This is a genomic window from Mycobacterium decipiens (genome assembly GCF_963853665.1).
Classification (GTDB): Bacteria; Actinomycetota; Actinomycetes; order Mycobacteriales; family Mycobacteriaceae; genus Mycobacterium; species Mycobacterium decipiens.
Map to the genome: position 1 here is coordinate 4,151,085 of NZ_OY970459.1, position 13,191 is coordinate 4,164,275.

At 65.3% G+C, this 13,191-nt stretch carries 11 protein-coding genes; all 11 read left to right on the top strand.

Features of this window, described 5'->3' with window-relative positions:
• Positions 1–187: 187 nt before the first annotated feature.
• The 11 genes from AADZ55_RS18325 (at position 188) to AADZ55_RS18375 (ending at position 13,189) form a co-directional block, all read left to right on the top strand.
• Complete coding sequence (locus AADZ55_RS18325; protein ID WP_085325344.1) at positions 188–1,015, top strand: PPE family protein, SVP subgroup; 828 nt, start codon at positions 188–190, stop codon at positions 1,013–1,015.
• 75 nt (positions 1,016–1,090) lie between these two features.
• Positions 1,091–2,281 carry a PPE family protein gene (locus AADZ55_RS18330; protein WP_085325343.1) on the top strand — a complete coding sequence of 397 codons (1,191 nt, stop codon included), beginning with the start codon at positions 1,091–1,093 and terminating at the stop codon, positions 2,279–2,281.
• A gap of 146 nt (positions 2,282–2,427) precedes the next feature.
• A complete protein-coding gene (esxW, locus tag AADZ55_RS18335; RefSeq protein ID WP_003899603.1) occupies positions 2,428–2,724 on the top strand; it encodes a type VII secretion system protein EsxW in 297 nt (98 codons plus the stop codon).
• 50 nt (positions 2,725–2,774) lie between these two features.
• Complete coding sequence (gene esxN / locus AADZ55_RS18340) at positions 2,775–3,059, top strand: effector (protein ID WP_085325342.1); 285 nt, start codon at positions 2,775–2,777, stop codon at positions 3,057–3,059.
• Between the two features lie 152 nt (positions 3,060–3,211).
• Positions 3,212–3,985, top strand: a complete 774-nt coding sequence (gene trcR, locus AADZ55_RS18345) for a two-component system response regulator TrcR (RefSeq protein WP_085325341.1) — start codon at positions 3,212–3,214, stop codon at positions 3,983–3,985.
• 7 nt (positions 3,986–3,992) lie between these two features.
• Positions 3,993–5,567: a sensor histidine kinase gene (locus tag AADZ55_RS18350; protein WP_085325340.1), complete on the top strand. Its 1,575-nt coding sequence runs from the start codon at positions 3,993–3,995 to the stop codon at positions 5,565–5,567.
• 207 nt (positions 5,568–5,774) lie between these two features.
• Positions 5,775–5,864, top strand: a complete 90-nt coding sequence (locus AADZ55_RS18355) for a K+-transporting ATPase subunit F (RefSeq protein WP_085325339.1) — start codon at positions 5,775–5,777, stop codon at positions 5,862–5,864.
• Complete coding sequence (kdpA, locus tag AADZ55_RS18360) at positions 5,865–7,535, top strand: potassium-transporting ATPase subunit KdpA (RefSeq protein ID WP_085325338.1); 1,671 nt, start codon at positions 5,865–5,867, stop codon at positions 7,533–7,535.
• Positions 7,536–7,538: 3 nt separating this feature from the next.
• Positions 7,539–9,662 carry a potassium-transporting ATPase subunit KdpB gene (gene kdpB, locus AADZ55_RS18365; RefSeq protein WP_085325337.1) on the top strand — a complete coding sequence of 708 codons (2,124 nt, stop codon included), beginning with the start codon at positions 7,539–7,541 and terminating at the stop codon, positions 9,660–9,662.
• 1 nt (position 9,663) lies between these two features.
• Entirely contained in the window at positions 9,664–10,593 is a 930-nt protein-coding gene (locus tag AADZ55_RS18370; protein ID WP_085325336.1) for a potassium-transporting ATPase subunit C, read from the top strand.
• Between the two features lie 16 nt (positions 10,594–10,609).
• Positions 10,610–13,189, top strand: a complete 2,580-nt coding sequence (locus AADZ55_RS18375) for a sensor histidine kinase (protein ID WP_085325335.1) — start codon at positions 10,610–10,612, stop codon at positions 13,187–13,189.
• Positions 13,190–13,191: the final 2 nt, after the last annotated feature.

The following is a 13,191-nucleotide window of genomic DNA, read 5'->3' on the forward strand; positions in this document are numbered from 1 at the left end:
CAGCAGCTTGTTAAAACTGTCGGCCACAGCGTTAAGAAGCCGTAAACGTCGGGCGTCCTAGGTCTTTCGATCACGAATGTGGAGCCGCGGCTGGTTAGCGTTACGCCAATCCACAGGCAGTCGTACGTAAACACACAGGGTCCACCCGGTGAATGCGTCGGCGAGGTTCACACACGAGGAGCAATGGATGTCATTCCTAACGACAGTGCCTGAAGAGTTGACGGCGGCGGCCGCACAGCTCGGGACCATCGGGGCAGCGATGGCAGCCCAGAACGCTGCCGCGGCGGCGCCCACCACGGCCATCGCTCCGGCGGCCCTCGATGAAGTATCCGCGTTGCAGGCGGCCCTCTTCACCGCGTATGGCACCTTCTACCAGCAGGTCAGCGCCGAAGCTCAGGCCATGCACGACATGTTTGTCAACACCCTGGGGTTCAGCGCCGGTACCTACGGCGTAACGGAGTCGCTCAACTCAACCGCGGCCGCTTCGCCCTTCGCGGGCCTCATGTCGGGTGCCAGCGGCCTGATCGACGCGTCGGCCTCGGTCATCCCGGACGAGTTCTCGGGTGGCATTGCCAACATTGCCAACATCGGAGCCGGGAACTGGGCCTCCGGCGCGTCCTGCCTGATCGGCCTCTGTGGCGGCGGTCTACTTCCCGCCGAGGAAGCCGCTGAGGCCGCGGCCGAGGGAGCCGGCCTGGGAGCGCTCGGGGCCGCCGAGGCGGCCATCGGAGCCGAGGCGGCCCTGGGCGCTCCGATCGCGGCCGGCCTGGGCGGGGCATCCGCGGTCGGCATGTTGTCGGTGCCACCCAGCTGGGCCGGACAGGCCACCCTGGTGTCGAGCACCAGCACGCTATCGGGCGCGGGCTGGACCGCCGCCGCACCACACGGGGCCTCGGGAACATTCCTTCCCGCCGGGATGCCGGGGGCGGCCACGGCGGCACGCAACAGCGCCGGCTTCGGTGCGCCGCGCTACGGCGTCAAACCGATCGTCATGCCCAAGCCGGCGACGGTCTAGGGAGCAGACGCCGACGCGGTCGCCCAATCAACAACGAAATTCAGCCAATAGAACTCTAAAGAACGGGATACAACAATGGATTTCGGAGCTTTGCCCCCTGAGATCAACTCCGCACGGATGTACGCCGGCGCAGGTCCGGCGCCGATGCTGTCCGCCGCTGCGGCGTGGAACGGCCTGGCTGCCGAGTTGAGCACGACAGCGACCTCCTACGAGTCGGTGATCACCCGGCTGACCACCGAGTCTTGGATGGGTCCGGCGTCGCTGTCGATGGTTGCCGCGGCCCAGCCCTATCTGGCCTGGTTGGCCTACACCGCCGAATCCGCGGCGCACGCGGGCGGGCAGGCCATGGCATCGGCGGCCGCCTACGAAGCGGCGTTTGCGATGACGGTGCCCCCGGCGGAGGTCGCCGCCAACAGGGCGATGCTGGCGGCACTGGTGGCGACGAACATCCTGGGTCAGAACACCCCGGCAATCATGGCCAACGAGGCCCTCTATGCCGAGATGTGGGCGCAGGACGCGATGGCGATGTATGGCTACGCCGCCTCCTCCGCGGCGGCCGGGACGCTGAGCCCGCTGACCACACCGGCGCAGACCACCAACCCGGGCGGGCTGGCCCTCCAGGCCGCGGCGGTGGGCCAAGCGGCCACCGCCGGCACCGCCCAGCAGGTTGGTCTGGAAAGCCTGATCACCAGCCTGCCCAACGCGATCATGGGTCTCGCCTCCCCGGTGACATCACTTGCCGATGCGACCGGGCTGACCGGAGTGGTGAAGAGCATCGACGAGTTTCTCGCGATTCCGTTCGTGGGGAACATTGTCAACAGCAGCATCAACACCGCGGCCTGGTTTGTCATGGCCGCCATACCCACCGCGATATTCCTCGGAAACACCGTGGGCGCCGCCGCGCCGGCGGCCGTCGTCGAGGGCGCCGCCGAGGGTGCGCTGGGCGCGGCCGGTGCGGCCGCCGCGGCGGGAGCGGGGTTGGCCGACGCCGTCGCGCCGGCGGGCCTCGGCGCCAGTTTGGGCGAGGCCGCCCTGGTCGGCAGCCTGTCGGTGCCGGCCAGCTGGTCGTCGGCCACCCCCGCGGTAACCGTTGGCGCCACGGCTGCGGAGGGTAGCGGTTGGACCGTCGCTGCCGAGGAGGCCGGGCCGGTCACCGGAGTGGCAGGAATGCCGGGAATGGCCGCGGCCGCTAAGGGTGCCGGCGCCTACGCCGGACCGCGGTACGGATTCAAACCCATCGTTATGCCAAAACAGGTCGTCGTGTAATTGGGAAAAAGGGGGGACATGTCACTCGTTTGAGGCCAGCAATTAACCGATTAGTCGTAACCTATCCGTAATGCGGCTACCACCGCGCCGATCACAACCGCTACAACGTCAACGACGTGAATACTTCGAGATAAGGAGACAGGAGTATGACCTCACGCTTCATGACCGACCCGCACGCGATGCGAGACATGGCGGGCCGCTTTGAGGTACACGCCCAGACGGTCGAAGACGAGGCCCGCCGGATGTGGGCGTCCGCGCAGAACATCTCGGGCGCGGGCTGGAGCGGCATGGCCGAGGCAACCTCGCTGGACACCATGACCCAGATGAATCAGGCATTCCGCAACATCGTGAACATGCTGCACGGGGTGCGCGACGGACTGGTCCGCGACGCCAACAACTACGAGCAGCAAGAGCAGGCCTCCCAGCAGATCCTCAGCAGCTAGCAGCGAAAACCGCTGCTGCCCAACAGCTTCAACTCAGGAGGACAAAACCTATGACCATCAACTATCAGTTCGGCGATGTTGACGCCCACGGTGCCATGATCCGGGCACAGGCCGCATCGTTGGAGGCCGAGCACCAGGCCATCGTTCGCGATGTCCTTGCGGCTGGTGACTTTTGGGGCGGCGCCGGTTCGGTGGCCTGCCAGGAGTTCATCACCCAGTTGGGCCGCAACTTCCAGGTGATCTACGAGCAGGCCAACGCCCACGGCCAAAAGGTGCAGGCGGCCGGCAGCAACATGGCGCAAACCGACAGCGCTGTCGGCTCCAGTTGGGCCTAAAGCAGCACCGTCATTCCAACGTGGCCGCACACCGGTTGGTGTGCGGCCACGTTGCTCTCTGAGCGGAACCAAATAGACTCACATTTGAAAATCATATGAATCCCGTGACAGCTGCATGTGCGCTTGCAGAGGAGTTGAGAGGATACGGGAATATGACGGCAATGTCGGGGTATGCGCGCAGTCAACGTCCGCGCCAAGCCATCCTGGGGCAGCTGCCCCGGATTCATCGCGCGGATGGATCACCGATCCGGGTATTGCTGGTCGACGACGAACCAGCGCTGACCAACCTAGTCAAGATGGCACTGCACTACGAAGGCTGGGAAGTCGAAGTCGCCCACGACGGTCGAGAGGCCATCGCCAAGTTCGACAAGGTCGGCCCCGACGTGCTGGTCCTGGACATCATGCTGCCCGACGTCGACGGGTTGGAAATTCTGCAACGGGTCCGAGAATCCGAGACCTACACGCCGACGCTGTTCCTGACCGCGCGCGACTCCGTCATGGACCGGGTCACCGGTCTGACCGCGGGCGCCGACGACTACATGACAAAGCCGTTCAGCCTCGAAGAGCTGGTCGCCCGGTTGCGCGGATTGCTGCGTCGCTCCAGCCATCTGGAAAAGCCCGCCGATGAGTCGCTCCGAGTCGGAGAACTCAGGCTGGACGCGGCCAGCCGGGAAGTCACGCGCGACGGTACGCAGATCTCGCTCTCGTCGACCGAGTTCGAACTGCTTCGCTTCCTGATGCGCAATCCGCGGCGCGCATTGAGCCGCACCGAGATCCTCGACCGGGTGTGGAACTACGACTTCGCGGGACGCACCAGCATTGTTGACCTGTACATCTCCTACCTGAGGAAGAAGATCGACTCCGACCGGGAGCCGATGATTCACACGGTCCGCGGCATTGGTTACATGCTGCGACCGCCGGAATGAGCCGGGAATGACCCCGGACCGAAGCGCTCGGTCCAGACGAATCCCCTGGTGGCGACCCCGTTCGTTGCGCCAGCAGTTGTTATTGGGCGTCCTGGCGGTCGTGACCGTTGTGTTGGTGGCCGTCGGTTTCGTCTCGGTGCTGAGCCTGAGCGGCTATGTCACCGCGATGAACGACGCCGAGCTCGCCGAATCCCTGCACGCGTTGAACCACGCCTACGCCAGGTACCGCACCGGCGAGCAGGCAGAAACACGTACCGGCAACCTGCCCGTGTCCCAGGCGGTGCTGGAGTTCACCGGACAGACGCCCGGAAACCTCATTGCCGTGCTGCACGACGGCGTGGTGATCGGATCGGCCGTCTTCACCGAAGACGGAGCACGGCCCGCTCCGCCCGACGTCATCCGCGCGATCGAGGCACGGCGGTGGACCGACAGCTCACCACACATCGAGAACCTGGGCAGCCTGGGCTCCTACCAGGTTGACAGTAGCGCCAATGGATCCGACCGACTGATCGTCGGCGTATCGCTGGGTCTGGCTGACGAGATCATCGCCCGCAAGAAGGTCACCACCATGGCGCTTGTCGGGGCCGCGTTGGTGATCACCGCGGCACTGACGGTTTGGGTGGTGGGCTACGCGCTGCGCCCACTGCGCCGGGTCGCCGCCACCGCCGCGGAGGTCGCCACGATGCCGCTTACCGGAGACGACCACCAGATCAGCGTGCGAGTGCGGCCGCAGGACACCGACCCGGATAACGAAGTCGGCATCGTCGGGCACACACTGAATCGCTTGTTGGACAACGTGGATAGTGCGCTGGCGCATCGCGTCGACTCCGACATGCGGATGCGGCAATTCATCACCGACGCCAGCCACGAGCTGCGTACTCCGCTCGCGGCAATTCAGGGCTATGCCGAACTGACTCGTCAGGACAGTTCGGACCTGCCCCCGACGACCGAATACGCGCTAGCCCGCATCGAGTCCGAAGCGCGGCGGATGACGCTGCTGGTCGACGAGCTGCTGCTGCTCTCCCGCCTCGGCGAAGGGGAAGATCTGCAAACCGAGGACCTCGACCTGACCGACCTGGTCATCAACGCGGTGAATGACGCGGCAGTGGCGGCACCGACCCACCATTGGGTCAAGGACCTGCCCGACGACCCGGTGCGGGTCAACGGGGATCATGCCAGGCTGCACCAACTCGTCAGCAATCTGCTCGGCAACGCCTGGGTGCATACTCCGCCCGGCGTCACGGTGACCACCGGGATCTCCTCCCACCGCAACGGACCCGACGCGCCGTACGTCGAACTGACGGTTACCAACGACGGCCCCGACATCGACCCCGAGGTCCTCCCCCGCCTGTTCGAGCGGTTTGTACGCGCAAAGAAGTCGCGGTCCGACGGCTCCGGGCACGGACTGGGTTTGGCCATCGTCAGCTCGATCGTGAAGGCTCATCACGGCTCGGTCACCGCGGAATCCGCTGGCGGCCGAACCGTCTTTCGGGTGCGGCTTCCGATGATCGAGCCGCCGCGGGTGGGTGTTCCTGAGCCAACGGGTCACAAACGCCTGGATGGCCGGAAAAGTCGCAGATGAGGCCGTAAAAATACCGTAAAGGGCGCTGCCGGCGGGCCTCGGACGCATTAACCTCTTTCTGGCCTCCAAACCGGGGCGTGCCCGCGAACGATCACGGATCGAATGGCCGGGTTGTCGTGAACGAAAGACAGATATGTCCGTAGTCGTCTACCTCGCGCTGACCGTGGCGGTCTTCGCCGCGCTTACCGCACTGCTGAAGTTGGAATTGTGAACGCCGCCAATACCATCGGCCTGACGCTGGCCGTGCTGGTTGTGCTGTTGCTTGGTGCGGCCCTGCTGTATCCGGAAAAGTTCTAGATGAGCGATACCACATCCGCCGTGCTGTTCCTTGCGCTCCTTGTCGCGGCACTTGCGGCCGTGCACGTGCCGCTGGGCGACTACATGTACCGCGTGTATAGCTCCCAACGGCATTCACGCGCCGAGCGGTTCATCTACCGCCTGATCGGCGCGAACCCGGCGTCCCAACAGACCTGGGCCGCGTACGCCCGCAGTGTGCTGGCGTTTTCGGCGGTCAGCATCATATTTCTGTTCCTCTTGCAGCTGGTTCAGCAAAGGCTGCCACTGCACCTTGGGCATCCGACTACGCCGATGACGCCGGCACTGGCGTGGAACACCGCCGTCAGCTTCGTCACCAACACCAACTGGCAGGCCTACTCCGGCGAATCCACCCAAGGTCATCTGGTGCAGATGGCCGGTCTAGCGGTGCAGAACTTCGTGTCCGCGGCGGTCGGCATGGCCGTCGCCATCGCCTTGGTGCGCGGGTTTGCCCGTCATCACACCGGTGAACTCGGCAACTTCTGGGTGGACCTGGTCCGCGGCACGCTGCGCATCCTGCTGCCGATCGCGGTCTTCGGCGCGATCGTCCTCGTCGCCGGCGGTGCCGTCCAGAACTTCCATCTCAACGACCAGGTCGTCACCACGCTGGCCGGGACCCCGCAAACCATCACCGGTGGTCCGGTCGCCAGCCAAGAGGCCATCAAGGAGCTGGGCACCAACGGCGGCGGCTTCTACAACGCCAACTCCGCTCACCCCTTCGAGAACCCGACCCCGTGGACCAACTGGGTCGAGATCTTCCTGCTCCTGGTCATCAGCTTCGCGCTGCCCCGCACCTTCGGCCGCATGGTAGGCAGCAAGAGGCAGGGCTATGCGATCGTCGCGATCGTCAGCGTCATCGCGATTTTCAGCGTCACCACGATGATGCTGGTCCAGTTGCAGCACCACGGCACCGTCCCAACGGCGGTGGGTGCCGCGAGCGAGGGGACCGAGCAGCGATTCGGGGTTGCTGATTCCGCGGTCTGGGCCGATGCGACCACGCTGACGTCCACCGGTGCCATCGACTCGATGCACGACTCCTACACCAGCCTGGGCGGCATGGTGGCGATGTTCAATATGCAGCTCGGCGAGGTCGCCCCCGGCGGCGCCGGTTCTGGTCTGTACGGCATCCTGATACTGGCCGTCATCACGGTATTCGTCGCCGGGTTGATGGTGGGCCGGACTCCGGAGTACCTCGGTAAGAAGATCACGCCACGCGAAATGAAGCTGGCCGCAAGCTATTTCCTGGTGACCCCGCTCATCGTACTGCTCGGCACCGCCATCGCGATGGCCTTGCCCGGCGAGCGTGCCAGCATGGCCAACACCGGGCCGCACGGCTTTTCCGAAGTGCTCTATGCGTTCACCTCGGCGGGCAACAACAACGGTTCGGCTTTCGCCGGCCTAGCGGCCAACACCGTCTGGTACAACACCGCTTTGGGACTGGCGATGGTCTTCGGCCGATTCCTGCCGATGATATTGGTTCTCGCGCTGGCCGGTTCGCTGGCCCGCCAGGGCGTCACACCCGAATCCAGCGGCACCCTGCCCACTCATCGGCCGCAGTTCGTGGGCCTGGTGGTGGGTGTGACGGTCATTCTGGTTGCCCTCACCTTCCTGCCCGCGCTGGCGCTTGGGCCGCTCGCTGAAGGGATTCACTGAAAAGTGTCACGCCGCACACCTAACGAACGGCTTCAGGGCGGCCTGGTCGACCCGGCCCTGCTGCTGCGGTCACTGCCGGACGCGCTGCGCAAGCTCGATCCGCGCACCCTGTGGCGCAATCCGGTGATGTTCATCGTCGAAATCTGCGCCGTGTTCTCGACCGTTCTCGCGCTCGGTGACGATACCTGGTTCAGCTGGCTGATCGTGTTCTGGCTTTGGCTGACAGTGCTTTTCGCCAATCTGGCCGAGTCCGTCGCCGAAGGCCGCGGCAAGGCACAGGCCGACACGCTACGCAAATCGAAGGCCGATACCATCGCGCACCGCATTAGCGACTGGTCGCCGGGCACCTTGCAAAAGTCCGGGGTCACATTCGAAGACGTTGCGGCGCCGCTATTGGAGCAGGGCGACATCGTGGTGGTCGCGGCGGGTGAGGTCATCCCCGGCGACGGCGACGTCGTGGAAGGTATTGCGTCGGTTGACGAATCGGCGATAACCGGTGAATCGGCACCGGTTATCCGTGAGTCTGGCGGCGACCGCTCGTCGGTGACCGGCGGGACAACGGTGCTATCGGATCGCATCGTGGTCAAGATCACCCAAAAACCCGGCGACAGCTTCGTGGACCGGATGATAGCGCTTGTCGAGGGAGCGAATCGGCAGAAGACACCCAACGAGATAGCGCTCAACATCTTGCTCGCGGCATTGACCATCATCTTCGTGTTCGCGGTCGCCACGCTACAGCCGCTGGCCATCTACGCCAAGGCCAACAACCCCGGTGTGCCGGACACCCAAGCGCTGGGCGGCGACGGCATCACCGGCATCGTCCTGGTGGCACTGCTGGTGTGCTTGATTCCCACCACCATCGGCGCGCTGCTGTCGGCGATCGGTATCGCCGGCATGGACCGGCTGGTCCAACGCAACGTGCTGGCCATGTCCGGCCGCGCGGTCGAGGCCGCCGGCGATGTCAACACGCTGCTGCTGGACAAGACCGGGACGATCACCCTGGGCAATCGGCAGGCGTCGGAATTCATTCCGGTCACCGGGGTGACCGCCGACGAGCTGGCCGACGCCGCTCAGCTGTCGAGTCTCGCCGACGAAACCCCCGAGGGCCGTTCCATCGTCGTGTACGCCAAAGAGGCCTACGGTCTGCGCGCGCGCACGCCCGGAGAGCTCGCCAACGCCTCCTGGGCGGAATTCAGCGCGACCACCCGGATGTCGGGTGTCGACCTCGACGGACGACAGTTGCGCAAGGGCGCGGCCAGCTCGGTGACCGAATGGGTCCGCGGTCACGGCGGCAACGTCCCCGCCGAACTCGGCCAGATCGTGGACGGCATCTCGGCTGCGGGCGGCACCCCGCTCGTTGTCGGCCTGGTGGCTACCGAAGCAGCTCGGGTGCTCGGCGTTATCCACCTCAAGGACGTGGTGAAGCAGGGCATGCGCGCCCGGTTCGACGCGATGCGTCTGATGGGCATTCGCACGGTAATGATCACCGGCGACAATCCGTTGACCGCCAAGGCGATCGCGGACGAAGCGGGCGTCGACGACTTTCTCGCCGAGGCTACCCCCGAAGACAAGATGATGCTGATCAAGCGCGAGCAGCTGGGCGGCCGCCTGGTGGCGATGACCGGTGACGGCACCAACGACGCACCCGCGCTGGCCCAGGCCGACGTCGGGGTGGCGATGAACACCGGCACCGCCGCGGCCAAAGAGGCCGGCAACATGGTCGACCTGGACTCCGACCCCACCAAGCTCATCGAGATCGTAGAAATCGGTAAGCAGCTGTTGATCACCCGCGGGGCGTTGACCACTTTCTCCATCGCCAACGACATCGCCAAGTATTTCGCGATCATCCCGGCGATGTTCGTGGCGTTGTTCCCGGGCCTGGAACTGCTCAACGTCATGCGGCTGCACAGCCCGCAATCGGCGATCCTGTCGGCGGTGATCTTCAACGCGCTCGTCATCATCGCCCTGATTCCGCTGGCGCTGCGAGGTGTTCGGTATACGCCGAGCCGCGCGTCGAAGTTGCTCAGCCGCAATCTTTATCGCTATGGACTAGGTGGCATCGTCGCCCCATTCATCGGGATCAAGCTCATCGACTTGCTGGTTCAACTACTCCCGGGGATACCCTGACATGAACGTCACCAACATGCTTCGCCAGCACTGGGCCGCGCTGCGCGCGCTGCTCGTCTTCACCGTGATCCTCGGCATCGGCTACCCACTGCTCATCTGGCTACTGGCCTGGATTCCCGGCCTGCATCACAAGGCGGAAGGCTCGATCATCTCGATCGGCGGCAAGCCGGTCGCTAGCACCCTGATCGGCCAATTGTTCACCGATGCGGCCGGCCACCCGTTGCCGCAGTACTTTCAGACCCGGCCATCGGCTGCGGGCGCTGGATATGACCCGTTGAGCAGCGGCGGCAGCAACCTGGGACCGGAAAGCATCGTCGACGTCCCGGCCGATCCGGCCAAGCTGGCCGCCGGAGCCAGTCCGGCCGAGGCCGGGTTCAAGCCGAGCCTGCTCACGCTGGTGTGCTCGCGCAGCCTGGCCGTGGCGCAGTTCGAAGGCTTGGGCAAGGAGGCCGGATCACGCCCGTTCTGCACTAGCGGCGTTGGCGCTGTGTTGTCGGTGATCGGCCCGCGGGACCCCCGCGGCGAAGTCGTCCACCCCTCCGCCGTCATCAGCGTCAACCAGCCATGCTCAACCACCGACCGGCCCTTCCTGGACAGCTACCACGGGGTTCGGGTCGAGTGCGCGGTGTTCGGCCGTGATTACTCGAGCGGGAGGATCGTGCCGATCCGCGGGGAAGCGCCCGACAACCCGCAAGTTCCCGCCGACGCCGTCACCGCCAGTGCTAGCGGCCTGGATCCCGATATCTCCGTCGCGTATGCCGATATCCAGGTCGCGCGGGTGGCCAGGGCACGGCACGTCACCCCGGATCAAATACGTGAGGTCATAGGACGGATCCGAACCGGCCGCCCCCTGGGCGTTCTCGGTGAGGCATGCGTCAACGTGGTGCGACTCAACCTGGAGCTCGACCATAGGTATCCGGCCACCACCTAGCGCATTGGTGGATGATATGGATGTGAGCGACGTCAGCCTCACAGACCACCGTGTCAAACGAGGGGAGCTCCGCATCTACCTGGGTGCGGCCCCTGGTGTCGGCAAAACGTACTCCATGCTGGGGGAAGCGCACCGGCGGTCCGAACGCGGCACCGATGTGGTGGCCGCGGTGATCGAGACGCATGGTCGAGCGAAAACGGCTGCGCTGCTTGAGGGCATCGAGGTCGTCGGGCCCCGCTACCTCGAGTACCGCGGTGGGAGCTTCCCCGAACTCGACGTGCCGGCCGTGCTGGAACGTCGCCCGCAAGTGGTCCTGGTGGACGAACTCGCGCACACCAATACACCGGGTAGCAAAAATCACAAGCGGTGGCAGGACGTCGAGGAGCTGCTCGATGCCGGGATCACGGTGATCTCCACCGTCAACATCCAACACCTGGAAAGCCTCAACGACGTCGTCGCACAGATCACCGGTATCGAACAAAAGGAGACGATACCGGATTCGGTTGTCCGGCAGGCTTCCCAAGTCGAGCTCATCGACATCACACCGGAGGCGTTGCGCCGCAGGCTGTCTCACGGCAACGTCTATGCGCCGGAAAAGATCGATGCAGCGCTGTCCAACTATTTCCGCCGCGGAAATCTGACTGCGCTCAGGGAACTGGCGCTGGTGTGGCTGGCCGATCAAGTGGACACCACTCTGGCCAGATACCGTGCCGAGAACAAGATCACCGACACGTGGGAAGCACGCGAGCGCGTCGTGGTGGCTGTTACCGGTGGTTCGGAGTCTGAGACGTTGGTACGGCGGGCATCCCGGATCGCGTCGAAGTCCAGTGCCGAACTCATGGTGGTGCACGTGATACGCGGTGACGGATTGGCGGGACTGTCTGAGGCCCGGATCAGTAAGATCCGTGAGCTGGCCAGCAGCCTGGGAGCCTCCGTGCATACGGTCGTTGGTGACGACGTGCCCGGTGCCCTGCTCGATTTCGCCAGAGAGATCAACGCCACACAGCTGGTGATTGGCACATCTCGGCGTTCGCGATGGGCACGCATCTTCGAGGAGGGCATCGGCCCGGCAATCGTCGAGCGGTCCGGCAAGATCGACGTGCACATGGTCACCCATGAAGAATCGAAACGCGGCTTCCGGGCGGCGTCGCTGTCGCCCCGGGAACGGCGGATCACATCCTGGCTGGCGGCCCTGATCGTGCCGACGGTCGTCTGCGCGGCCACGGTGACCACACTGGACCGGTTTCTCGACACCAGTGGGGCGAGCGCGCTGTTCTTTGTGGGCGTCCTGGTGGTGGCCCTGCTCGGCGGCGTCGCGCCGGCCGTGCTGTCGGCCGTGTTATCCAGCCTGTTGTTGAACTACTTCCTGACCACTCCCCGGCACACGTTCACCATCGCCGAACCCGATGCCGCGGTCACCGAGGTGGTTCTGCTCGTCGTCGCGGTCGCGGTCGCGGTTCTCGTCGATGGTACGGCCAAACGGGCCCGGGAGGCCCGCCGCGCATCCCAGGAGGCCGAGTTGCTGATCCTGTTCGCGGGGTCGGTGCTGCGCGGCGCGGATCTGGAGACACTGCTCGAACGGGTACGGGAGACCTACGGGCAGCGCGCCGTGAGCATGCTGCGCGAAGATGCCGACGATGAGCGCAACCGGGGCTACGTCGTCGCCTCGGTCGGCATAGACCCTTGCACCACCATCGATTCCGCTGACACCGCGATCGAGGTCGGCGACCAAAGTTTCGGGGATTACGGGGAGTTCTGGATGCTGATGGCCGGCAGGAAGCTTTCCGCGCGGGACCGCCGGGTGCTGTCCGCGGTGGCCAAACAGGCCGCGGGCTTGGTTAGGCAGCGCGAGCTGGCCGAAGACGCCAGCCGCACCGAAGCTATCGTGCGGGCCGACGAGCTGCGCCGATCGCTGCTCTCCGCGGTCAGCCACGACCTGCGCACCCCGCTGGCGGCGGCCAAGGTTGCGGTGTCCAGCTTGCGCGCCGCAGATGTCGCCTTCTCCGCAGCGGACACCGCCGAATTGCTGGCCACCATCGAGGAGTCCATCGACCAGCTGACCGCACTGGTCGGAAACCTGCTCGATTCGTCGCGGCTGGCCGCCGGCGTGATCCATCCGGAACAGCACCGGGTGTACTTGGAGGAAACGGTGCAGCGAGCCTTGGTCAGTATCGGCAAGGGCGCCACCGGCTTTTACCGATCCGCCATCGACCGGGTCAAGGTCGACGTCGATGACGCCGTGGTGATGGCCGACGCCGGGTTGCTGGAACGGGTGTTGGCCAACCTGATCGACAACGCGCTGCGCTACGCGCCGAACTGTGTGGTCCGGGTCAACGCCGGGCGAGTGGGCGATCGCGTCCTGATCAACGTCATCGACGAGGGCCCCGGGATTGCGCACGGGACCGAGGAGCAGCTCTTCGAAGCCTTCCAACGGCTAGGTGATAACGACAACACCACTGGTGTCGGGCTGGGCATGTCGGTGGCGCGCGGTTTCGTCGAGGCCATGGGCGGTACCATCGCCGCCGGGGACACGCCGGGGGGTGGACTCACCGTCGTGGTGGATCTGGCTGCGCCGCAGGAAAACGGTGAGCAATGACC

What these genes read in the sequence shown, in the direction of transcription:
- kdpA (WP_085325338.1), top strand. Translation starts at nt 5,865, where the DNA reads ATGAGCGATACCACATCCGCCGTGCTGTTCCTTGCGCTCCTTGTCGCG.
- trcR (WP_085325341.1), top strand. Translation starts at nt 3,212, where the DNA reads ATGACGGCAATGTCGGGGTATGCGCGCAGTCAACGTCCGCGCCAAGCC.
- AADZ55_RS18330 (WP_085325343.1), top strand. Translation starts at nt 1,091, where the DNA reads ATGGATTTCGGAGCTTTGCCCCCTGAGATCAACTCCGCACGGATGTAC.
- esxW (WP_003899603.1), top strand. Translation starts at nt 2,428, where the DNA reads ATGACCTCACGCTTCATGACCGACCCGCACGCGATGCGAGACATGGCG.
- AADZ55_RS18350 (WP_085325340.1), top strand. Translation starts at nt 3,993, where the DNA reads ATGACCCCGGACCGAAGCGCTCGGTCCAGACGAATCCCCTGGTGGCGA.
- AADZ55_RS18375 (WP_085325335.1), top strand. Translation starts at nt 10,610, where the DNA reads ATGGATGTGAGCGACGTCAGCCTCACAGACCACCGTGTCAAACGAGGG.
- esxN (WP_085325342.1), top strand. Translation starts at nt 2,775, where the DNA reads ATGACCATCAACTATCAGTTCGGCGATGTTGACGCCCACGGTGCCATG.
- AADZ55_RS18370 (WP_085325336.1), top strand. Translation starts at nt 9,664, where the DNA reads ATGAACGTCACCAACATGCTTCGCCAGCACTGGGCCGCGCTGCGCGCG.
- AADZ55_RS18325 (WP_085325344.1), top strand. Translation starts at nt 188, where the DNA reads ATGTCATTCCTAACGACAGTGCCTGAAGAGTTGACGGCGGCGGCCGCA.